A 20,832-nucleotide genomic window follows, 5' to 3' on the forward strand; every position below is an offset into this window, starting at 1 on the left:
TCGTATTTCCTGGACCTGTGCATGCCCTCTAGTCTTTCCCGTCGTTGGCACCTTCGCCAATTGATTGCTGCCTCCAGCCTGATCCTGTTAGTCGCCTGCGCCGAAAAACCCACCGCCGCCGACGCTCAGCCCCTGCCCACGCTCCAGACCGCACCGGTTGCCGCCCCCGCCATAGTTGCGCCCCTGGCCGTGACCAATCTCGATATCCAACCGACCCAGACCTTCGCCGAATGGCAGGCAGGTTTTCGCGTCGAGGCCCTGAAGGCCGGTATCACCCCGACGGTATTCGACACCGCCTTCGCCAACGTCACCCCCGACATGGCGGTCATCCGCGCCGACCGCAGCCAGCCGGAATTTTCCCGCCCGGTGTGGGAATACCTCAACGGTGCCTTGTCGGCGCTGCGCGTACGCAATGGCCAGGCCTTGCTGATCAAGCACGCCGATATCCTGCAAAGCATCGAACAGCGCTACGGCGTTGATCGCCAGGTGCTGGTCTCGGTGTGGGGCATGGAAAGTAACTTCGGTTCGTTCCAGGGCAATAACTCGGTGATCCGCTCCCTGGCGACCCTGGCCTATGAAGGCCGCCGCCCGGCATTCGCCCAGGCGCAGTTGCTGGCCGCGCTGCAAATCATCCAGCACGGTGACATTCCAGCCGAACAGATGCGCGGCTCGTGGGCCGGCGCCATGGGCCAGACCCAGTTCATACCGACCACCTACAACACCCACGCCGTGGACTTCGACGGCGACGGTCGCCGCGACATCTGGAACAGCTCGGCCGACGCCCTCGCCTCCACTGCGCACTACCTGCAAAGCTCGGGCTGGCAGAAAGGCCAGCCGTGGGGCTTTGAGGTGCAGCAATTGCCGACAAACTTCGATTACGCCCTGGCTGATGGCGTGGTGCGCAAGCCGGTCGGCGAATGGTTGAAGCTGGGCCTGCAGGTGCCGGCCGGTGCCAGCGTGCCGCCCAACGTAGAAACGCTGTCGGCCGCCCTGCTGCTGCCGGCCGGCCATCGTGGCCCGGCGTTCCTGGTGCTGGATAACTTCCGCGCAATCCTCAAGTACAACAACTCGTCGTCATACGCCCTGGCGGTCGGCCTGTTGTCCGAGCGTTTTGGCGGCGGTGGGGTGATTCGCGGCGATTGGCCAACCGATGAACTGCCACTGACCCGCTCCCAGCGCATCGAGTTGCAGACGGTGTTGAGCGCCAATGGCTATGAGGCCGGCAACCCGGACGGGATTATCGGCGCCAATACGCGCAAGGCGATTCGTGCGGCGCAGCAGTCGTTGGGCTGGCCGGCGGATGGATATCCGACGGTGAAGTTGTTGGAGTCGTTGCGTAGCCGCTAGATCGGTGTAGGGCGACTGCCGCTCCCACACTTGGAATGCAATTCCCTGTGGGAGCCAGCTTGCTCGCGATAGCGTGCCGACAGGCGGCAAAACACTCAGAGCCTAGACACCACATCCTGCTCCAGCACCAGCCGCTGTTCCCCCGCATCCAGGCGCACCAAGGCGCCCATCGGCAAGGTCAGATTGGGGTCGCAATGGCCGCTGCGCCAGCCGGACAGGACCGGAATACAGAACGGTTGGAAGGTCTGTTTCAACAGCCGCTCCAGCGCGACGTTATCCACTCCCGCCACATCCCCCACCAGCACACCGCGCACCTGCGCCAGCTTGCCCGCCAGGCGCAAGTGCGTCAGCAGGCGGTCGATGCGATAGATTGGCTCGTTGACGTCCTCGATAAACAGGATGATGCCCTCGGCATCAAGCTCGAAGGGCGTGCCCATCACCGCCGCGATCATCGACAGGTTGCCCCCCAGCAAGCGCCCACAGGCGATGCCAGGCTCAATGGTGGTCAGCGGGTACGCCACTGGGTGCGCCAGCACACTGCCAGCGCCCAGCTGGCCGCGCAGCAGGCTGAACAGTGATGACTCAGTGGGCTGTTGCTTGTCACCGAGCAGGTCGGCATTGAGCATCGGGCCGTGGAAGGTCACGAAGCCGGCGTAGCGGCTGATCGCCAAGTGCAGCGCGGTGATATCGCTGTAGCCGACGAAGGGCTTGGGATTGGCTGCCAGCAGCTCGAAATCCACGCTATCGAGCAAGCGTGGGGTGCCGTAGCCACCGCGCAGACAGAAGATGGCGTCGATCTCGGGGTCGGCGAAGGCAGCGTGCAGGTCGCGCAGGCGTACTTTATCGCTGCCGGCCAGATAGCCATCGCGCTCATACACCCCCGAGAAAATCCGCAGCTCGTAGCCACGGGCGCGCATCCATTGCCCGGCCTTTTCAACATCCAGCGCGGCGGGGCCAGCGGGGGCAATGAGGCCGATCACACCTTCGGCGCGCAGGGCGGGTACGGCGGTGGCAAGCGGGTTAGTCATCCTTGGTTCTCCCTATTCTGTACAGCACAACGAACTGTGGGAGCGGGCTTGCCCGCGATGCACACGCCTCGGTGTATCAGTTGCACCGAGGCGATGCTATCGCGGGCAAGCCCGCTCCCACACAAACCAGCCCCCCTACACGCCCATCCACACAAATGGATCGGCGCCAAGGTTTAGGAAACCAGGCTAGCCTTGACCAGCTTGGCCTGTTCGTCGGCGTGGTACGACGAACGTACCAGCGGGCCCGACGCGACGTTCTTGAAGCCCATCTTGTAGCCTTCTTCGGCAAACCAGGCAAAGGTGTCCGGGTGCACAAAACGCTGCACCGGCAAGTGGCTGCGCGATGGTTGCAGGTACTGGCCGAGGGTCAGCATGTCGATGTCGTGTTCGCGCATGCGCTTCATGACTTCGATGACTTCTTCGTCGGTTTCGCCCAGGCCCAGCATCAGCCCGGACTTGGTCGGGATGTGCGGCATCATCTGCTTGAATTTCTGCAGCAGGGTCAGCGACCACTGGTAGTCCGAACCCGGACGCGCAGCCTTGTACAGGCGCGGAACGGTTTCCAGGTTGTGGTTGAACACATCTGGCGGCTCGGCGGCGGTAATTTCCAGGGCGACGTCCATACGGCCACGGTAGTCCGGGACCAGGGTCTCGAGCATCACGTTCGGCGACAGTTTGCGGATTTCGCGGATGCAGTCGGCAAAGTGCTGGGCACCGCCGTCGCGCAGGTCATCGCGGTCTACCGAGGTGATCACCACGTACTTGAGTTTCAGGTCGGCGATGGCGATGGCCAGGCTTTCCGGCTCGTTGACGTCCAGTGGCTTCGGCCGGCCATGGCCAACGTCGCAGAACGGGCAACGACGGGTGCAGATGTCACCCATGATCATGAAGGTCGCGGTGCCGCCGGAGAAGCACTCGCCCAGGTTCGGGCAGGAGGCCTCTTCGCACACACTGTGCAGCTTGTGCTTACGCAGCAGCGCCTTGATACGGTCGACTTCCGGCGAGACCGGGATGCGCACGCGGATCCAGTCGGGCTTTTTCGGCAGTTCGGTGGTCGGAATGATCTTCACCGGGATGCGTGCAACCTTCTCGGCGCCGCGCAGCTTGACGCCGGCTTCCACCTTGGCACGCGGAGCCGGGGCCGGACGCTCGGTAATGTCCAGCGTCGGGATCATGGTTTGCACAACATCAGTAGTCATATCAGTCGATTCCGCCCGTCAGGGTCGTCTGCTCAGCATAGTCGAGGTGTTTGACGAGCTGCGCGCGCAGCCGGGCACTTACCTCGGCAAATTCTAGGGGTGTTGCGTGATCACTCAACTGGGTCATGGCCAAACCGGCGTAACCACAGGGATTGATCCGGCGAAACGGCGCCAGGTCCATGTCCACGTTCAGGGCCAGGCCATGAAAGGAACAGCCATGGCGGATGCGCAGGCCCAGGGAGGCGATTTTCGCGCCGTCGACATACACACCTGGAGCATCGGGCTTGGCCACGGCAGTCACACCATAACTGGCCAGCAGCTCGATCAGGCAGTTTTCCATGCGACTGACCAGCTCACGCACGCCGTAACCCAGCTTGCGCACATCCAGCAGCAAATAAGCCACCAGTTGTCCGGGCCCATGGTAAGTCACTTGACCACCTCGGTCGACCTGCACCACCGGAATATCACCCGGAAGTAGTAGATGCTCAGCCTTGCCAGCCTGGCCCTGGGTGAATACCGGCGGGTGTTCCACCAGCCAGATTTCGTCGGGAGCCGAGCTGCCGCGCTCATTGGTAAAGCGCTGCATGGCGTGCCAGACCGGCTCGTACGCCATCTGGCCGAGCTCGCGAAAGCCCAGGACCTGCGACATCACAACACCATATGTACGAAACCGGTGGCTCGCAGTTCGCTGTTGATGTCGTAAAGCTGGTCTTGACCGGTCGCAACGATGTGCAACTGGATCGTGGTGTACTTACCGTTGGTGCTCAAGCGCTCATCCACACGGTTGTCGTTGATCGTTGCGTGTTTACGCATGATCTCGAGGATCTTGTCTTTGTTGCCCACACCGGTATCGCTGATCACCTTGACGGGATAGTCCGTCACCGGGAATTCGATCTTTGGCGCCTTTACTTCTTTATCGGTCATGGCGAAACGGCCTCGTAAGCGGTAAGCCGTGGCGACGGGCAAAGCCCCGCGTCGGATCAACGCGGGGCCTTGCGGGTGCACACAATCAGTTGAACAAGCCGTAGAAGAATAGACGGATGCTATCCCACACGCGGCGGAAGATACCACCTTCCTCAACGGCGTCGAGCGCGATCAGATCGGCGCTGTGTACGACTTTGTCGTCCAGCTTCACTTCGACTTTACCGATCACATCGCCCTTGGCGATTGGCGCGGTCAGTTGTGGGTTCATGGTCATGCTGGCAGCCAGTTTCTTCAGCTGGCCTTTAGGCATGGTCAGGGTCAGGTCGTCAGCCAGGCCGGCCTTGACTTGACGCTCGGTGCCTTTCCACACAGGAGCCTGGGCCAGTTCGGCACCCTTCTGGTAGAAGGTCTGGGTTTCGAAGAAACGGAAGCCATAGGTCAGCAGCTTCTGGGTTTCCGCCGCACGGGCCTGTTCGCTGTTGGTGCCGAACACCACGGCGATCAGACGTTGGCCGTCACGCACAGCCGAGGACACCATGCAGTAGCCGGCTTCGTCGGTATGCCCGGTTTTCAGGCCGTCGACGGTCTTGTCGCGCCACAGCAACAGGTTGCGGTTAGGCTGCTTGATGTTGTTCCAGAAGAACTCTTTCTGGGAGTAGATGGCGTAGTGCACCGGGTCGACACGAATGATCGCGCGCGCCAGGATCGCCATGTCATGGGCCGACGAGTAGTGGTCTGGGTTTGGCAGGCCGGTCGGGTTCATGAAGTGACTGTTGGTCATGCCCAGGTCAGTCACGGTTTTGTTCATCATGTCGGCAAATGCATCTTCGCTGCCGGCAATGTGTTCGGCCAGGGCGACGCTGGCGTCGTTACCGGACTGGATGATGATGCCGTGCAGCAGGTCGCTGACGGAGACCTGGGAGCCGACCTTGATGAACATCCGCGAACCGCCGGTGCGCCAGGCGTTTTCGCTGACGGTCACCGGATCGTTTTCACCGATCTGGCCGCGACGGATTTCCAGGGTCGCGATATAGGCGGTCATCAGCTTGGTCAGGCTGGCCGGCGGCAGGCGCTGGTCACCGTTGTTTTCGACCAGCACGTTGCCGCTGGCGGCATCCATGAGCACGTAGGACTTGGCAGCCAGTTGCGGTGGTGCTGGCATCATTTCGACGGCCCAGGCAGCGGGCGCAATGATCAGCGGGACAAGCAGGCACAGGCGTTTGGCTAAGGTGGTGATGTTCATCCGTCTCTCGAAATTGCTTATGGAAACTTGCCCTCGCGGGCAAAACATTCAGACAGCCCGTCACCAGGCTGTCGCGTATTCAGTTGCCAGCTCAACCCTTGCCTTCGGGTTTTTATTATTCGAAGAGCCTGCAACCAGGGCCCCGGCGCGCAAGCGCGCCAGCACCCTCGATCCGCTACTGCTTATTCGGCGCCGACCACGCTGGGCTGGCCCAGGTTGGCCAATCGCACGCTGTTCTGTACCTGGGCAATCTCACCCGCCGAGCCGATGGGGCCCAGGCGTACCCGGTGCAGGGTCTGCTGGTTACGCACAATGGAGCTGATAAAGACCGGCGCGCTGACCATCCCGCTGAGCTTGGACCTTAACAGTTCTGCCGCATCCGGGTTGGCGAAAGCGCCGACTTGCAGGTACTGCCCGCCCGCTGCATTGCCCGGCGCCGCCTGTGGCACGGCCACGACTGGCGCGGCGTGCTGCTGGGGCGGCGGCGTCCACTGCTCGACCTTGCCTGCCGAAGCGGTGATCTGCGGTTGTGCGCTCTGTGGTTCGTTGAGCATCAATGGCGCTGGCTTGCCGCGCTGGGCCCAGTACTGGGCCGGGTCGATGCCTTCAACCTTGACCCGCGCCGTGCCGGATTCGGCATAGCCGAGTTTTTTCGCGGCTGCGTAGGACAAGTCGATGATGCGGTCGGAGTAGAACGGCCCACGGTCGTTGACCCGCAGGATTACCACGCGGTTGTTGTCCAGGTTGGTCACCCGTACATAGGCCGGCAGCGGCAAGGTCTTGTGGGCCGCGCTCATGCCGTACAGGTCATACACCTCGCCGTTGGCGGTGTTCTGCCCGTGGAACTTGGTGCCGTACCAGGACGCGGTACCCGACTGCACATAGTTCTTGGATTCCTGCAGCGGAAAGTAGGTCTTGCCCAGTACCGTGTAGGGGTTGGCCTTATAGTTGCCGGTATGCAGGGTCGGCGTGGCATCCGGGATGCGCGAGACGTCAACGTCCCACCACGGCGCGCCGTCCTTGTGAGCCCGGTTGATATCCAGCCCCGGCTGCGCGCGGACTACCGGGCCACCGGCCTTCTGCGCCGGCGCACGGCTGGTGGAGCAACTGACAACCAGCAAGGACAATGCGGCAAGCGCCACCAGCTTGAGCGGTTTATTGATCGGCGATACCCGCATTACTTGACGCCCCGTGCTTGAACCAGCATGTCTGACAGCTGATGTACGGCCATGGCGTACATCACACTGCGGTTATAACGCGTGATTGCGTAAAAATTCTTCAGGCCCATCCAGTATTCCGGGCCGTCTGCGCCCTCCAGGCGAAAGGCGGTAACCGGTATATCATCGCGCAGCGCATCATGACTTGACCAGCCCAGCGCCCGCAACTCCCCGACGGTTTTCACCGGCTCGATGCCCTGGGTCAGGCCTTCATCGGCGCGATCGCCCGTGACATCGGCGCGAATCACCACCGGCTCGCCAGCCACCCAGCCGTGACGTTTGAAGTAGCTGGCAACACTGCCGATGGCATCATCGGGGTTGCTCCAGATATTGATATGGCCATCACCGTCGAAATCCACGGCGTAGGCGCGAAAGCTGCTCGGCATGAACTGTGGCAGGCCCATGGCCCCGGCGTACGAGCCTTTGAGGGTCAATGGGTCGATCTGCTCTTCACGGGCCAGCAGCAGGAACTCGCGCAGTTCCTTGCGGAAGAATTCGGCACGGGGCGGGTAATCGAAGCCCAGGGTCGACAAGGCGTCGATCACCCGGAAACTGCCGGTATTGCGCCCGTAAAAGGTTTCAACGCCGATAATCGACACGATCACCTGGGCCGGCACGCCATATTCCTGCTCGGCACGGGCCAGTACGGCCTCGTGCTGGCGCCAGAAGTCCACACCCCGCGCCACCCGGGCGTCGGTGAGAAACATCGGGCGATAGTCCTTCCACTGTTTGACGCGCTCGGCGGGGCGAGAGATCGCGTCGAGGATCGACTGCTTGCGCTGAGCCTCGCGGAACACGCCCATCAGTTGTTCGCCGGCGAAACCATAGTCACGCGTCATCTCGCCGACAAACTCGGCGACCTGGGGCGAGCCGTCGTAATCGCCGGCCAGGGCTGGCTGTGCAGCGCCAAAGGCGCCCACCAAGCCCAGACAGGACGCATACCGAGCAGCCCAGCCACGCATTGCTTGCATTGACATCTTCACCTTATTCAAACCTGTGCGATCCACTTGCGATGGGTATGGATCGACATCAAGACCCCAAACGCTGACAGTAATGTCACCAACGAAGTTCCGCCGTAGCTAATGAACGGCAACGGCACCCCAACCACCGGCAGCAGGCCACTGACCATACCGATGTTGACGAAAACGTAAACAAAAAAAGTCATTGTCAGCGCGCCGGCAAGCAATTTGCCGAACAACGTCTGCGCTTGCGCGGTAATCACCAAGCCACGCCCGATCAACAGCAAGTAGATCAGCAACAGTGCGCAGATGCCCACCAGGCCGAACTCCTCACCCATCACCGCGATAATAAAGTCGGTGTGGCTTTCCGGCAGGAAGTCCAGGTGCGACTGGGTGCCCAGCAACCAGCCCTTGCCAAACACGCCACCGGAACCGATGGCCGCCTTGGACTGGATGATGTTCCAGCCGGTGCCCAGCGGATCGCTCTCAGGGTCGAGGAAGGTCAGGACCCGCTGCTTCTGATAGTCGTGCATGAAGAAGAACCACATGGCGACAGCCACCGGCACGGCCGCCACCAGCACACTGACGATCCAGCGCCAGCGCAGGCCGCCCATGAACAACACGAATGCACCGCCGGCAAGAATCAGCAGGCCGGTGCCGAGGTCCGGCTGGCGCACGATCAGAATGAACGGAATGCCGATCAGGATCAGGCTGATCCCCACATGCTTGAGCTGCGGCGGCAAGGTGCGCTTGGCCAGGTACCAGGCGATGGTGGCCGGCATGAGGATTTTCATGAATTCCGACGGCTGGAAGCGAATCACCCCCGGGATATTGATCCAACGGGTGGCGCCCATGGCGTTGTGCCCCATGACGTCCACCACCACCAGCAGCAGCACCCCGACGACATACCCCAGCGGCACCCAGCGCGCCATGAAGCGCGGCTCCAACTGGGCGATAACCACCATCGACAACAGGCCCAGGCCAAACGAGGACGCCTGCTTGATCAACAGGTCCCAGTTCTTGCCACTGGCCGAATACAGCACGAACAGGCTACCGGCTGCCAGGGTCAGCAGCAGGATCAGCAACGGGCCATCAATGTGCATGCGTTGCAACAAGGTGGCGCGGCGGCGCATCACATCCTCACTGGAGAGAATGCGGTCGAAATTACTCTTCACGGGCCGTAGCCTCCGCGCTTGAAGGGTTGGCAAACTCAGGCTTGAGCTTGCCGTCCTGGTCCAGCAACCAGGCATCCATGATCTGGCGCACCACCGGGGCGGCCACGCCGGAACCGGACTCGCCGTTCTCGACCATCACCGCCACGGTGATTTTCGGGTTGTCGGCCGGGGCGAAACCGACGAACAAGGCGTGGTCGCGATGGCGTTCCTGGACTTTGGAGCGGTCGTATTTCTCGCCCTGCTTGATTGCGACCACCTGGGCAGTCCCGCTCTTGCCGGCAATCCGATACTGCGCGCCAATGGCCGCCTTGCGCGCCGTGCCTCGCGCGCCGTGCATCACTTGTTGCATGCCGTGGTTGACCTTGGTCCAGTCGGACGGGTCGCGCAGGACGATGTCGGGGATCGGGTTTTCATCCACCGGCTGTTCACCCTCGATGGTCTTGGCCAGGTGCGGACGAATCCACTTGCCTTTGCTGGCCACCAGCGCCGTGGCCTGGGCCAGTTGCAAGGGCGTGGCCTGCATATAGCCCTGGCCGATCCCCAGGATCAGCGTCTCACCGGGGAACCAGGCCTGGCGCCGGGTGGCGCGCTTCCACTCGCGGGACGGCATCAGGCCAGGGGACTCTTCAAACATATCCAGGGACACTTTCTGACCGAGGCCGAACTTGCCCATGTAGGTCGATAAACGATCAATCCCCAGCTTGTGGGCCAGGTCATAGAAGTAGGTGTCGTTGGAACGCATGATCGCCATATCCAGATCCACATAGCCGTCGCCGGTACGGTTCCAGTTACGGTATTTGTGATCGTAGTTGGGCAACATGTAGTAACCCGGATCGTAGACCCGGCTGGAAGCAGTCACGACACCGGCATCCAGGCCGGCAATCGCCACCGCTGGCTTGATGGTCGAACCCGGTGGATACAGACCGCGCAGCACCCGGTTGAACAACGGCCGGTCGATGGAATCACGCAACTCGGCATAGGCCTTGAAGCTGATCCCGGTGACAAACAGGTTGGGGTCGAAACTCGGCTGGCTGACCATGGCCAGGACCTCGCCGGTGTTCGGGTCCAGCGCGACCACCGCACCACGACGCCCGCCGAGGGCCATTTCCGCGGCCTCCTGCAGCTTGATATCCAGGCTCAGAACAATGTCCTTGCCGGGAATCGGGTCGGTGCGCTTGAGCACCCGCAGCACGCGGCCACGGGCGTTGGTCTCGACCTCCTCGTAACCCACCTGGCCGTGCAGCTCCGGCTCGTAGAAGCGCTCGATACCGGTCTTGCCGATATGGTGGGTGCCGCTGTAATTGACCGGATCGAGGGTTTTCAGCTCTTTTTCGTTGATCCGCCCCATATAACCGACCGAGTGGGCAAAGTGCGCCCCCTGCGGGTAATGCCGCACCAGTTGCGCCACCACCTCCACCCCCGGCAGGCGGAACTGGTTCACGGCGATCCTGGCGATCTGCTCTTCAGTCAGCTCAAACAGGATCGGCACCGGTTCAAACGGGCGCCGCCCCTGCTTCATGCGCTTCTCGAAGATCGCCCGGTCTTCCGGCGTCAGTTGCAGCACCTCGACAATCACATCGAGGATCTGCTGCCAGTCACCGGACCGTTCGCGGGTCATGCTCAGGCTGAAACTGGGCCGGTTATCGGCAATCACCACGCCATTGCGGTCGAAAATCAGGCCACGGGTCGGCGGGATCGGCTGCACATGCACCCGGTTGTTTTCCGACAACGTGGAGTGATACTCGTACTGGATCACCTGCAGGTAATACAGACGGGCGATCAACACGCACATCAACGCCACCACCGCGATCGCGCCAAAGATCACACGCGCGCGTACAAGACGTGCGTCTTTCTCGTGGTCCTTGATGCGGATCGGCTGGGTCATCAGGCAGGGCGCAGACTATTTGTGGTAAGGGTGCCCGGACAGGACTGTCCAGGCGCGATACAGCTGTTCACCAATCAGAATCCGCACCAGCGGATGGGGCAACGTCAGGGGCGACAGCGACCAGCGCTGATCGGCCCGCGCGCAGACTTCCGGCGCCAACCCCTCGGGGCCGCCGACCATGAAGTTGACCGTGCGCGAATCCAGGCGCCAGCGATCCAGTTCCACCGCCAACTGCTCGGTGCTCCAGGGTTTGCCGTGCACCTCAAGGGTGACGATGCGCTCGTTGGCACCGACCTTGGCCAGCATCGCCTCGCCTTCCTGACGGATAAAGCGCGCCACATCGGCGTTCTTGCCCCGGGTGTTGAGGGGTATTTCCACCAGTTCCAGAGCCAATTCGGATGGCAGACGCTTGGCATATTCATGCCAGCCTTCTTCCACCCACTTGGGCATGCGTGAACCGACAGCGATCAGACGCAGGCGCACAGCCGTTCCTTATTCCTGGTCTTTGTTGAGCTTGTCGAAGTGCGCGTGACCGACTTCAGGGCTGTGGTGCTTGCCATCGGCAGCACGGCTCTGCTCGGCGCCTTTCCACAGACGCTCCAGGTCGTAGAACTGGCGAGCGTTGCTGGTCATCATGTGTACGATCACGGTGTCCAGGTCAGCCAGCACCCAGTCGCTATCGCCCTTGCCTTCTTCACCCAGTGGCTTGACGCCCTGGGCTTTGACGGCTTCGCGAACCTTGTCCAGCATCGCGCCGATCTGGCGGTTGGAGGTACCGGTGGCGATGATCATGAAGTCGGTGATGCTTTGCTTGTCGCGCACGTCCAGGACCTGGATGTCCTGGGCCTTCACGTCTTCCAGGGCGGCTACGGCCAGCGCGACCAGCGCTTCGCCTTCAGGGGCCGGGACCAGCAGGGCTTCCACTGGCAACGGTGCGCTCTTGAACGTGCCTTTGCGCTTAACTTTGCTTACGTCTTTGTTCGTCATATAAAACTCGTTTTGCTCATTAGTTCGGGCGCTTCAATACACGACTATTCGTGCCTTCAAGCGCGCCTTTTCAGTTCGACGCACGGTAAAGCCCGTGCGCATCGATGTAGGCCAGGACCGCGTCAGGCACCAGGAAACGTACCGACTTACCGCTGGCCAGCAGTTGACGGATCTGGGTGGCGGACACCGCAAGCGGGGTCTGCCAGACGAATGCAATATTCCCGCTCGGCCCGGTCAGGGCCTGTGGGTCACTTACCGACCGCGCTGCCAGCAGGTTGCGCAAGGCATCCGGCGGTTCGCTGTCGGCATCCGGGCGTTGCAAAACCAGGATGTGGCAATGCTGGAGCAACTCTTCCCAGCGATGCCAAGTGGGCAGTCCGCAAAATGCGTCCCAGCCCAAAAGCAGAAACAACTGGTCATCGGCGGCCAACTCGGCCCGCGTCTGTTCCAGGGTGTCGATAGTGTAGGACGGTTTATCGCGTTTGAGCTCGCGGTCGTCCACCACCAACGGGGCAATCCCGGCCACCGCACACTGCACCATCGCCAGGCGCTCCTGCGCGCTGACCTGCGGTGTGTCCCGGTGCGGCGGCCTGGCATTGGGGATCAGCCGCAGCTCTTGCAGCCCGAGGGTATCCGCCACTTCCAGGGCACTGCGCAAATGGCCGATGTGCACGGGGTCGAAGGTACCGCCGAGCAGCCCGATGCGTTTACCCATCAAGTGCGCACATGACCATCGCCAAAGACCACGTACTTCTCGCTGGTCAGGCCTTCCAGGCCCACCGGGCCACGGGCATGCAGCTTGTCCGTGGAAATCCCGATCTCCGCCCCCAGGCCGTACTCGAAGCCGTCGGCAAAACGCGTCGAGGCGTTGATCATCACCGAAGCAGAGTCTACTTCGGTGAGGAAACGCCGGGCATCGCTGAAATGCTCGGAAACAATGGCGTCGGTATGCTTGGAGCCGTAGGTATTGATGTGCTCGATGGCCTGGTCCAGGTCATCGACGATACGAATCGACAGGATCGGCGCCGTGTATTCGGTGTACCAGTCCTGCTCGGTGGCTTCGATCACGTCGCTGCCCAGCAATGCCCGGGTACGCTCGCAACCCCGCAACTCCACGCCTTTGTCACGGTAGATTGCAGCCAGCGGCGGCAACACGCGCTCGGCAATGCCGGCGTGGACCAACAGGGTTTCCATGGTGTTGCACGGCGCGTAGCGGTGGGTCTTGGCGTTATCGGCAATGCGGATCGCCTTGTCGAGATCGGCCGCCACGTCGATAAACACATGGCAGACGCCATCCAGGTGCTTGATAACTGGCACCTTGGCATCGCGGCTGACACGTTCGATCAGGCCCTTGCCGCCGCGTGGAACAATTACGTCGACAAACTCCGGCATGGTGATCAGCGCCCCGACGGCGGCGCGGTCGGTGGTTTCCACCACTTGCACCACTTCAGCCGGCAACTCGGCCACGGCCAGGCCTTGCTGGATGCAGGCGGCGATGGCGCGGTTGGAATGGATCGCTTCGGAGCCGCCGCGCAGGATGGTGGCGTTGCCGGACTTCAGGCACAGGCTCGCGGCGTCGATGGTCACGTTGGGCCGCGACTCATAGATGATGCCGATCACGCCCAGGGGCACACGCATCTTGCCGACCTGGATACCTGACGGCAGGTAGCGCATGTCGCGGATCTCACCGATGGGGTCCGGCAGCTTGGCCACCTGGCGCAAGCCTTCGATCATGTCGTCGATACGGGCCGGCGTCAGCGCCAGGCGATCCAGCAATGCCGGCTCCAGACCATTGGCCCGGCCGTTGGCCAGGTCCAGCTCGTTGGCAGCGGTCAACTCGGAGCGCGAGGCATCCAGAGCATCGGCGGCCGCCAGCAGGGCACGGTTCTTCTGCGCGGTGCTCGCACGGGCGATCAACCGCGAGGCCTGACGGGCAGCGCGACCCAGGCGGGTCATGTAGTCAAGAACGGACTCAGTCATGGTCTGGTGGGGTCTTGGCAAAGAGGAAAGCGGCAGATTATAGCTGTCGCGCCGTCCTACGGACAGCGGTGAGGGGCGGATGGTCGAAATGAACTGTAAAAACTCGACGTTCAGCGGTGATTAAGGCTGAAGTTGATATCATCCTGTCACATTTGGCCTGCGCAACCGTCCATCGTCATGTCCAGTTCTCCCCCAAAGCTCCCCGCCAACCCCCTGCCGGATGGCTTTTTCGACCGCGACGCGCAAACGCTCGCGAAAGATTTGCTGGGCAAAGTCATCCGCCATCGGGTCGGCGAGTTGTGGCTGTCGGCGCGAATTATTGAAACCGAAGCCTATTATTTGGCCGAAAAAGGCAGCCATGCGTCCCTCGGCTACACAGAAAAGCGTAAGGCTTTGTTTCTGGATGGCGGCCACATCTATATGTACTACGCCCGTGGCGGTGACTCCCTGAACTTCAGTGCCCAGGGGCCAGGCAATGCCGTGCTGATCAAGTCGGCCTACCCCTGGGTGGATGAGGTATCAGGGCCTGCCAGCCTGGCGCAAATGCTCCTCAACAACCCCGACGCCAGCGGCCGTCCGCGCCCGGCCCAGAAGCTTTGCGCCGGGCAAACCCTGCTGTGCAAGGCCCTGGGTTTAAAGGTGCCAATGTGGGACGCCAAGCGCTTCGACCAGGAGCGGCTGTACGTCGAGGATGTGGGCCTGGCCCCCACGCAGATTATCCAGACCACCCGCCTGGGCATTCCCGGCGGGCGCGATGAACACCTGATGTATCGCTTTGTCGATGGCGGCTATGCGCCCTATTGCACACGGAACCCGTTGCGACGCGGCCAGGTCGAAGGCCGCGATTACGTTTTGATTTGAAATATGCCCTGCAGGAATGGGCTTATGGGGGAGCGGGCTTGCTCGCGATAGCATCACCTCGGTCTGTCAGTCATACCGAGTCGCCTGCATCGCGAGCAAGCCCGCTCCCACACAAGCTCGCCCCTATAGAGGGACATCACCACTGATGGAGAGGATTGTATGGGCCCATGGCTCGATGGCATTACTGGCTGGCTGACCCTTAACCCGCAATGGCTGGCCGCGGCGGTGTTTATCGTCGCCTTTGTGGAATGCCTGGCCATCGCCGGGATTATCGTGCCAGGCACGGTGCTGCTGTTTGCGATTGCCGCACTGGCCGGCAGCGGCGCGCTGTCCCTGAGTGAAACCCTGCTGCTGGGCTTGCTCGGCGGGCTTTTGGGCGACGGAATTTCCTACTACCTGGGCCGGCATTTCCACCAGAACATCCGGCGCCTGCCCGGCTTGCGCCATCATCCCGAGTGGATGGACGGGGCCGAGGCCTACTTCCAGAAGTACGGCATCGTCAGCCTGCTGGTAGGACGCTTCATCGGCCCATTGCGCCCCATGCTGCCCATGGTCGCCGGGATGTGTGATATGCCGTTCCCGCGCTTTGCCGCCGTCAGCGTGCTGGCCGCCACCGGCTGGTCAATCGCCTATCTGTTGCCGGGCTGGGCCGCCGGCGCGGCGTTTCGGTTGCCGCTGCCCGAAGGGTTCTGGCCCGAGGCCGGGGTGGTTGCCGCGTGCCTGGCCGTGTTGTTCGGCATCGCCCTCAACAGCACCTTGCGCGGCCATCGCCGGGCCACGTTGTGGATGGGCTGCGCCAGCCTGGCGTTGTTGATCGCGATGTTTATCGGTTATCCGTACCTGAACCATTTTGACCAGGGTTTGATGGCCCTGGTCCAGGAACACCGAGGCCCGGCGATGGACCGGATCATGGTGATGACCACCCAGTTGGGCGAGTTCAAGAAGATGTTCGTCGCCAGCGCGGTGCTGACCGGCCTGCTGCTGCTGGCGCGACAATGGCGCCAGGCGATTTTCGTCGGTGCCACCCTGCTCGGGGCCGCGCTGATCAACACCGGGAGCAAGCTGTTCTTTGCCCGCGGCCGGCCAGAAATCCTCGTCGACCCGCTGACCAGCTTCAGCATGCCCAGCGGTCACGCCTCTGGCTCGTTTGCGTTCTTCCTCGCGCTGGCGGTGCTGGCCGGTCGCGGCCAACCGACCCGCATGCGCCTGGCATGGCTGCTATTGGGCGCCATTCCGGCCGCTGCCATTGCGTTGTCGCGGGTATATCTGGGGGCCCACTGGCCGAGTGATATCCTCGCCGGCACCTTGCTGGCCATGACGGTCTGCGCCTTCAGCCTGACCTTGAGCCAGCGCCACAGCCTGCTGCCGCCCATGGCGCCGAAGGTATGGTGGTTGATCGTGCCGGGGTGCGTGGCGGTCCTGGGGTTCTTTGCCCTGACCGGCACCTCCCATGCCCTGCTGCGCTACGCTTATTGAGCTAGGCCGGGCCGACCCAGTCCACGGGAGCGTGACGCCGTTCGGCGCAGCGCTCCCGGCGCTCCAGCAACATTTCATCGGCAATTTCGGCAGCCCGCTCGGCAATGTATTCGGGGCCGCGATCGCGGGCCTGCTGAATCACTTGCGCGGTCACACTGACAAAAAATGCGTCCCAGACCAGTTGCTCCGATGGCGATAATCGAATCATGTTCATTCCCTGATAGTGGTGGCGGAGCCTCCACTATTTCAGGCGATGGGCACGCGGCAACGATGAAAAATCCGAAGCGGTCACGGATTATTCCGAGATAACGGCACTCAAGCGAACAGCTCGCCCTGCAATTCATCCAGCAGCACCTGAATCGCATCCAGGCGCAGCACCGGATCGTCGAGCTGCAGCAGCTCGATCTTGTCGGCGTCGGTAAACGGCAACAGGTAGGCCAGGCGGTTGCCCAGTTCCTGCTGCCCGTGCACGTCGGCGCCCATATCCAGTGAGGCGACCATCGGATGCTCGGCCAATGCCTGCAGCAGGGCCAACAGGTCGGCGTCTTCCTCATCCAACGGGCGCTCGGGCTGCTCTTGCAGCCACTCGACATCGGCGACCAGTAGTTGATCGCGCTGGACCTGCGCCTCCCGCACCCGAAACCTGCGCCCACCCTCGACACGGATCCCCAGCAGGCCATTGTCCTGCTGCTTGAAATCCCGAATCAGCGCTTCGCACCCCATCAATGCATAGCCGTCCGGCGCGAGACCGACTTCCTGGCCATCGAGGATGCACACCACGCCAAAGCCTTCGCCCTTTTTCATACAGCGACTGATCATGTCCAGGTAGCGCGCCTCGAACAGCTGCAGGTCGAGTGTGCAACCTGGAAACAGCACAGTATTGAGAGGGAACAGCGCCAGACTCATAAAGCGTTCCTTAAACCCGACTTAAATCGCCAAAGACACGGCCAATGGCAGGAATACTGCCGTAGCCACGCCCATCAAACTCATCGCCAATGCCGCAAAGGCGCCACACTCCTCGCTTTCCTGCAAGGCCACCGAGGTGCCGACCGCGTGGGCGGTCATGCCCAGGGCCATGCCCCGCGCCTCCGGGGTGTGCACGCCCAGATACGACAGAAAGGCCGGCCCGATCATCGCCCCGATGACCCCGGTGATCAGCACGAACACCGCCGCCAGTGCCGCGACGCCGCCGATCTGCTCGGCCACCAGCATGGCGATGGGCGAGGTCACCGACTTGGGCGCCATGGTCATCAGCACCATGTGTTCGGCGCCAAACCACCAACCCAGCCCAATGCACAGGCCAGTGGCAAACACGCCCCCCACCACCAGCGTAGTAAAAATCGGCCAGAACAACTGGCGAATCCGTCGCAGGTTCAGGTACAGCGGCACCGCCAGTGCCACGGTGGCCGGGCCCAGCAGGATGCTCATGATCTCGGTACTTTTGCGGTATTCGACATAGGTCAGGCCGCACCCCAGCAACACGCCGATCACCAGCAACATCGAGACCAGCACCGGTTGCAGGAAGATCCAGCGAGTTTTCTCGAACCCCGCCAGCACCAGTTGATAGGCGCCCAGGGTAATGCCGATGCCAAACAAGGGATGGTGGATCACCGCAGCCCACGCGCCCTGCCAATCGAAGGTCATTGCCCCTCCTCCCGCTGTGCCTGGCGCTTGACCAGCTTTTGCATGAGCACGCCGACAAAGGCCATGGCAATCACCAGCGACAACACCAGCGCCCCGACGATGGCCCAGAAGTCGGCGGCAATGTCCTTGGCATACACCATCACCCCCACTGCCGGCGGCACCAGCAGCAACGGCAGGTAACGCAACAGGCTGCCGGCCGCCAGGCTCAGTGGCTCACCGACCTCGCCGCGCCACACCAGATACGCCAGCAGCAACAGCAGGCCGACAATCGGCCCCGGCAAAACCGGCAGGAACAAGTGATTGATTGCCGTGCCCAGCAATTGAAACAACACCAGCCATGTCAAACCGCGTAACAACATGGGTTTTTCTCCCCCAAAAGCCCGTGGGCATTATAAGCACGCCGCTCCTATGAACAGGCATTCGCCAAAAGCATGGTGGGTTGACCGGGCCATTTGCCCATGATGATCTACATTGGTTCTCTGCAAACCACCTAAAACAACAACCCCCTGCCGGCGCCAGCGTGCCCGTGCCGCCAGGGAGAGATAGATGAACCAAGGAGAGTCGCAATGCCCTTTGTACCTGTAGCGCAACTCAATGAATATGTCGGCAAGGAACTGGGACGTTCCGCATGGCTCACCATCGACCAGGAGCGTATCAACCTGTTCGCGGAAGCGACCGGCGATTTTCAGTTCATCCACGTCGACCCGGTAAAAGCCGCCCAGACTCCGTTTGGCAGCACCATCGCCCATGGCTTTCTGTCGCTGTCGCTGATCCCCAAATTGATCGAAGACATCCTGATCATGCCCGAGGGTTTGAAGATGGCGGTCAACTACGGCCTGGACAGCGTGCGCTTTATCCAGCCGGTGAAAGTCAACTCCAAGGTACGCCTGGCGGTGACCCTCACCGACGCCACCGAGAAAAAGCCTGGCCAGTGGCTGCTCAAGGCCAGCTGCACCCTGGAAATCGACGGCCAGGAAAAACCGGCCTACATCGCCGAGTCGCTGTCACTGTGCTTCGTCTGACACACCTGTAGGAGCCGGCCTGCCGGCGATAGCGCCAGCAGCCGCGCCATCGCCGACAAGTCCTTATTCGCACACAGACCACTAGGTATAGCTTCCCCCGCTGCGGCATACTCGGCGCTCAATTACCCGGATCCCGCTATGCGCCCACTCGTCCCCCTTGCTCTCGCCTTGTTGCTCACCGCTTGCGGCGACGGCGAATCCCTGTTGCCGCCCGATGCCCGGCTGCCGGACGGTGGGCGTTATCGCGGGGATGTAGTCGATGGGCTGCTGCAAGGCCAGGGCCGGGTGGACTACCCCAACGGCAGTTGGTACGCCGGGCAATTCGACAAAGGCCAATGGCACGGCCAGGGCGAATGGCATGGCAGCAATGGCGAGGTTTATAAAGGCCAGTTCCAGCAGGGCCTGTTCGATGGCCAGGGCACCCTGACCACGGCGGCCAACACCTACGTCGGCGGCTTCAAGCAAGGCCGGCGCAACGGCGAAGGCACCCTCAAAGAGGGGCAAATGACCTATCGCGGCGAATTCAAAGACGACCAATACTCCGGCCTCGGCCGCCTGGAACTGCCCGACGGCAGCCAGTACCAGGGCCAATTTGCCCACGGCAAGCCCAACGGCGAAGGCCAGCGCAACGACGACAGCGGCAACCAGTTCAGCGGCCGTTTCGTCAATGGCCAACTGGAAGGCAACGGTACCTTCAACAGCGCCGAAGGCGACATGTACGTCGGCCACTTCAAGCAGAACCAACTCAACGGCAAGGGTCGTTACGAAAACGCCGACGGCGACGTGTGGACCGGTGAGTTCCGCGAAGGCGCCCTGAGCGGCAAGGGTGAGCTGACCGGCGTGGACGGCAGCCATTACATCGGGTACTTCAGTGACTGGCGCTTTACCGGTGAGGGGCGCCTGAACCTCAGCGATGGCAGCTTCTACATCGGCGGCTTCGACAACGACAGCTATCACGGCCAAGGCACCCTGGTACTCACCGATGGCACGGTGCAAGCAGGGACCTGGGCCAACGGCCTGCGCGTACGCGATGCCGACGGCAAGCTGTTGCCCGACACCCTGGAAGTCGGGGTGCTGGCCCAGGGCCGCTTGCTCGACGACGCCCTCGCCGCCGTGCCGGCATCCACCCCGGCTGTCGAGCTGTACAGCCTGGTGGTGGCCGGTGACGGCAAGCAAAGCGTATTCCTGCGCGAGGCCGACTACGTCAGCAACCTACTGAGCAGCCGCTTCGGCGCCCGCGGGCAGATCCGCCTGGTCAACCACCGCGACCATATCGCCTACCGCCCGATGGCGACCCGCGAAAGCCTGCGCCGCGCCGTGCAGACCCTGGCCGAGCGCGCCGGCCCCGAAGACCTGGTGTTTATCTACCTGACCAGCCACGGCACCCACGAACATCAACTGGTGCTCGACCAACCGCGCATGGAGCTGGCCGACCTGCCGAGCGACGAGCTGGCGGCGGTGATGGCGCCGCTGAAAAACCGCGACAAAGTCATCGTGATTTCCGCCTGCTACTCCGGCGGTTTCATCCCGGCGCTCAAGGATGAACACACCCTGATCATGACCGCCTCCCGCGCCGACCGCGTGTCGTTTGGCTGCTCGGAAGAAGCCGACTTCACCTACTTTGGCGACGCCCTGTTCGCCCAGGCCCTGACCCAGACCGACGATTTGCTGCACGCCTTCAAGCTGGCCCAACGGCATGTGACCGAACGGGAAATGGCGGACAACTTCGAAGCCTCCGAACCACAGATCTGGGCCCCCAAGAGTGTGATCGCCCGTTGGCAACAATTACGTAAACAGCAGGCACGAAAGGCGCTGGAAAGCGTCTCTATCAATAGCAAGGAAGCAAAGAGCAACTAAGCTGAAACTGTATCAAGGGGGGAAACAC

22 protein-coding genes are annotated in these 20,832 nt (G+C 62.2%); 5 read left to right on the top strand and 17 right to left on the bottom strand.

The window, feature by feature from the left end; translation table 11 throughout:
* Window positions 1-21: 21 nt before the first annotated feature.
* The gene (locus tag HU773_RS24510) at window positions 22-1,347 is read left to right on the top strand and encodes a lytic murein transglycosylase (protein WP_057960697.1); all 1,326 of its coding nucleotides are present in this window, start codon (window positions 22-24) and stop codon (window positions 1,345-1,347) included.
* A gap of 95 nt (window positions 1,348-1,442) precedes the next feature.
* Here HU773_RS24510 and HU773_RS24515 read toward each other — a convergent pair whose 3' ends face one another.
* The 13 genes from HU773_RS24515 to HU773_RS24575 form a co-directional block, all read right to left on the bottom strand.
* The gene (locus HU773_RS24515) at window positions 1,443-2,375 is read right to left on the bottom strand and encodes a S66 peptidase family protein (protein ID WP_057439006.1); all 933 of its coding nucleotides are present in this window, start codon (window positions 2,373-2,375) and stop codon (window positions 1,443-1,445) included.
* A gap of 173 nt (window positions 2,376-2,548) precedes the next feature.
* Window positions 2,549-3,550 (bottom strand): lipoyl synthase, encoded by a 1,002-nt coding sequence (gene lipA, locus HU773_RS24520; RefSeq protein WP_057444888.1) that lies wholly within the window; start codon window positions 3,548-3,550, stop codon window positions 2,549-2,551.
* Window positions 3,551-3,575: 25 nt separating this feature from the next.
* Window positions 3,576-4,223, bottom strand: coding sequence for a lipoyl(octanoyl) transferase LipB (gene lipB / locus HU773_RS24525; protein ID WP_057960700.1), 648 nt, complete (start codon window positions 4,221-4,223; stop codon window positions 3,576-3,578).
* The gene (locus HU773_RS24530; RefSeq protein WP_029292256.1) at window positions 4,223-4,498 is read right to left on the bottom strand and encodes a DUF493 domain-containing protein; all 276 of its coding nucleotides are present in this window, start codon (window positions 4,496-4,498) and stop codon (window positions 4,223-4,225) included. The genes lipB and HU773_RS24530 overlap by 1 nt, the downstream gene beginning before the upstream one ends.
* An 85-nt stretch (window positions 4,499-4,583) precedes the next feature.
* A complete protein-coding gene (locus tag HU773_RS24535) occupies window positions 4,584-5,741 on the bottom strand; it encodes a D-alanyl-D-alanine carboxypeptidase family protein (RefSeq protein WP_057960701.1) in 1,158 nt (385 codons plus the stop codon).
* 182 nt (window positions 5,742-5,923) lie between these two features.
* A complete protein-coding gene (locus HU773_RS24540; RefSeq protein ID WP_057960702.1) occupies window positions 5,924-6,919 on the bottom strand; it encodes a septal ring lytic transglycosylase RlpA family protein in 996 nt (331 codons plus the stop codon).
* Entirely contained in the window at window positions 6,919-7,929 is a 1,011-nt protein-coding gene (gene mltB, locus HU773_RS24545; protein ID WP_057960703.1) for a lytic murein transglycosylase B, read from the bottom strand. The genes HU773_RS24540 and mltB overlap by 1 nt, the downstream gene beginning before the upstream one ends.
* A 17-nt stretch (window positions 7,930-7,946) precedes the next feature.
* Window positions 7,947-9,050: a rod shape-determining protein RodA gene (rodA, locus tag HU773_RS24550; RefSeq protein ID WP_057960704.1), complete on the bottom strand. Its 1,104-nt coding sequence runs from the start codon at window positions 9,048-9,050 to the stop codon at window positions 7,947-7,949.
* Between the two features lie 31 nt (window positions 9,051-9,081).
* Window positions 9,082-10,977: a penicillin-binding protein 2 gene (gene mrdA / locus HU773_RS24555; RefSeq protein ID WP_057960705.1), complete on the bottom strand. Its 1,896-nt coding sequence runs from the start codon at window positions 10,975-10,977 to the stop codon at window positions 9,082-9,084.
* Window positions 10,978-10,992: 15 nt separating this feature from the next.
* Window positions 10,993-11,460, bottom strand: a complete 468-nt coding sequence (gene rlmH, locus HU773_RS24560) for a 23S rRNA (pseudouridine(1915)-N(3))-methyltransferase RlmH (protein WP_029292262.1) — start codon at window positions 11,458-11,460, stop codon at window positions 10,993-10,995.
* A gap of 9 nt (window positions 11,461-11,469) precedes the next feature.
* Window positions 11,470-11,964 (bottom strand): ribosome silencing factor, encoded by a 495-nt coding sequence (gene rsfS / locus HU773_RS24565; RefSeq protein WP_032861691.1) that lies wholly within the window; start codon window positions 11,962-11,964, stop codon window positions 11,470-11,472.
* A 70-nt stretch (window positions 11,965-12,034) separates the two neighbouring features.
* The gene (gene nadD / locus HU773_RS24570) at window positions 12,035-12,679 is read right to left on the bottom strand and encodes a nicotinate-nucleotide adenylyltransferase (protein WP_057439003.1); all 645 of its coding nucleotides are present in this window, start codon (window positions 12,677-12,679) and stop codon (window positions 12,035-12,037) included.
* Window positions 12,679-13,944 carry a glutamate-5-semialdehyde dehydrogenase gene (locus HU773_RS24575; protein ID WP_057960706.1) on the bottom strand — a complete coding sequence of 422 codons (1,266 nt, stop codon included), beginning with the start codon at window positions 13,942-13,944 and terminating at the stop codon, window positions 12,679-12,681. Before HU773_RS24575 ends, nadD begins: the two co-directional genes overlap by 1 nt.
* A gap of 177 nt (window positions 13,945-14,121) precedes the next feature.
* Between HU773_RS24575 and HU773_RS24580 the strand changes: the two genes are divergently transcribed.
* Together HU773_RS24580 and HU773_RS24585 are read left to right on the top strand one after the other, a co-directional pair.
* Window positions 14,122-14,805, top strand: coding sequence for a DNA-3-methyladenine glycosylase (locus HU773_RS24580; RefSeq protein WP_128592771.1), 684 nt, complete (start codon window positions 14,122-14,124; stop codon window positions 14,803-14,805).
* A gap of 159 nt (window positions 14,806-14,964) precedes the next feature.
* Window positions 14,965-16,281 carry a bifunctional DedA family/phosphatase PAP2 family protein gene (locus HU773_RS24585; protein WP_057960708.1) on the top strand — a complete coding sequence of 439 codons (1,317 nt, stop codon included), beginning with the start codon at window positions 14,965-14,967 and terminating at the stop codon, window positions 16,279-16,281.
* Between the two features lies 1 nt (window position 16,282).
* Here the strand turns inward: HU773_RS24585 and HU773_RS24590 are convergent, their stop codons facing one another.
* The 4 genes from HU773_RS24590 to HU773_RS24605 all read right to left on the bottom strand — a co-directional run bounded on the left by HU773_RS24590 (window position 16,283) and on the right by HU773_RS24605 (window position 18,284).
* A complete protein-coding gene (locus HU773_RS24590) occupies window positions 16,283-16,489 on the bottom strand; it encodes a hypothetical protein (RefSeq protein ID WP_057439037.1) in 207 nt (68 codons plus the stop codon).
* Between the two features lie 107 nt (window positions 16,490-16,596).
* Complete coding sequence (locus tag HU773_RS24595; RefSeq protein WP_057439001.1) at window positions 16,597-17,187, bottom strand: LON peptidase substrate-binding domain-containing protein; 591 nt, start codon at window positions 17,185-17,187, stop codon at window positions 16,597-16,599.
* A 21-nt stretch (window positions 17,188-17,208) separates the two neighbouring features.
* The gene (locus HU773_RS24600) at window positions 17,209-17,925 is read right to left on the bottom strand and encodes an LrgB family protein (RefSeq protein ID WP_057960709.1); all 717 of its coding nucleotides are present in this window, start codon (window positions 17,923-17,925) and stop codon (window positions 17,209-17,211) included.
* Entirely contained in the window at window positions 17,922-18,284 is a 363-nt protein-coding gene (locus HU773_RS24605; protein ID WP_057438999.1) for a CidA/LrgA family protein, read from the bottom strand. Before HU773_RS24605 ends, HU773_RS24600 begins: the two co-directional genes overlap by 4 nt.
* Before the next feature lie 207 nt (window positions 18,285-18,491).
* On the opposite strand from HU773_RS24605, the gene HU773_RS24610 reads away from it, so the two are divergent.
* Together HU773_RS24610 and HU773_RS24615 are read left to right on the top strand one after the other, a co-directional pair.
* On the top strand, window positions 18,492-18,947 hold the full coding sequence (locus HU773_RS24610) for a MaoC family dehydratase (RefSeq protein WP_057438998.1): 456 nt from the start codon (window positions 18,492-18,494) through the stop codon (window positions 18,945-18,947).
* A gap of 138 nt (window positions 18,948-19,085) precedes the next feature.
* Window positions 19,086-20,804, top strand: coding sequence for a C13 family peptidase (locus HU773_RS24615; protein ID WP_057960710.1), 1,719 nt, complete (start codon window positions 19,086-19,088; stop codon window positions 20,802-20,804).
* Window positions 20,805-20,832: the final 28 nt, after the last annotated feature.

This window comes from Pseudomonas shahriarae, from assembly GCF_014268455.2.
GTDB lineage: Bacteria > Pseudomonadota > Gammaproteobacteria > Pseudomonadales > Pseudomonadaceae > Aquipseudomonas > Aquipseudomonas shahriarae.

Coding starts and splice junctions, on each gene's coding strand:
- HU773_RS24510 (WP_057960697.1), top strand. CDS start 22: ATGCCCTCTAGTCTTTCCCGTCGTTGGCACCTTCGCCAATTGATTGCT.
- HU773_RS24515 (WP_057439006.1), bottom strand. CDS start 2,375: ATGACTAACCCGCTTGCCACCGCCGTACCCGCCCTGCGCGCCGAAGGT.
- lipA (WP_057444888.1), bottom strand. CDS start 3,550: ATGATCCCGACGCTGGACATTACCGAGCGTCCGGCCCCGGCTCCGCGT.
- lipB (WP_057960700.1), bottom strand. CDS start 4,223: ATGTCGCAGGTCCTGGGCTTTCGCGAGCTCGGCCAGATGGCGTACGAG.
- HU773_RS24530 (WP_029292256.1), bottom strand. CDS start 4,498: ATGACCGATAAAGAAGTAAAGGCGCCAAAGATCGAATTCCCGGTGACG.
- HU773_RS24535 (WP_057960701.1), bottom strand. CDS start 5,741: ATGAACATCACCACCTTAGCCAAACGCCTGTGCCTGCTTGTCCCGCTG.
- HU773_RS24540 (WP_057960702.1), bottom strand. CDS start 6,919: ATGCGGGTATCGCCGATCAATAAACCGCTCAAGCTGGTGGCGCTTGCC.
- mltB (WP_057960703.1), bottom strand. CDS start 7,929: ATGCAAGCAATGCGTGGCTGGGCTGCTCGGTATGCGTCCTGTCTGGGC.
- rodA (WP_057960704.1), bottom strand. CDS start 9,050: ATGCGCCGCCGCGCCACCTTGTTGCAACGCATGCACATTGATGGCCCG.
- mrdA (WP_057960705.1), bottom strand. CDS start 10,977: ATGACCCAGCCGATCCGCATCAAGGACCACGAGAAAGACGCACGTCTT.
- rsfS (WP_032861691.1), bottom strand. CDS start 11,964: ATGACGAACAAAGACGTAAGCAAAGTTAAGCGCAAAGGCACGTTCAAG.
- nadD (WP_057439003.1), bottom strand. CDS start 12,679: ATGGGTAAACGCATCGGGCTGCTCGGCGGTACCTTCGACCCCGTGCAC.
- HU773_RS24575 (WP_057960706.1), bottom strand. CDS start 13,944: ATGACTGAGTCCGTTCTTGACTACATGACCCGCCTGGGTCGCGCTGCC.
- HU773_RS24580 (WP_128592771.1), top strand. CDS start 14,122: ATGTCCAGTTCTCCCCCAAAGCTCCCCGCCAACCCCCTGCCGGATGGC.
- HU773_RS24585 (WP_057960708.1), top strand. CDS start 14,965: ATGGGCCCATGGCTCGATGGCATTACTGGCTGGCTGACCCTTAACCCG.
- HU773_RS24590 (WP_057439037.1), bottom strand. CDS start 16,489: ATGATTCGATTATCGCCATCGGAGCAACTGGTCTGGGACGCATTTTTT.
- HU773_RS24595 (WP_057439001.1), bottom strand. CDS start 17,187: ATGAGTCTGGCGCTGTTCCCTCTCAATACTGTGCTGTTTCCAGGTTGC.
- HU773_RS24600 (WP_057960709.1), bottom strand. CDS start 17,925: ATGACCTTCGATTGGCAGGGCGCGTGGGCTGCGGTGATCCACCATCCC.
- HU773_RS24605 (WP_057438999.1), bottom strand. CDS start 18,284: ATGTTGTTACGCGGTTTGACATGGCTGGTGTTGTTTCAATTGCTGGGC.
- HU773_RS24610 (WP_057438998.1), top strand. CDS start 18,492: ATGCCCTTTGTACCTGTAGCGCAACTCAATGAATATGTCGGCAAGGAA.
- HU773_RS24615 (WP_057960710.1), top strand. CDS start 19,086: ATGCGCCCACTCGTCCCCCTTGCTCTCGCCTTGTTGCTCACCGCTTGC.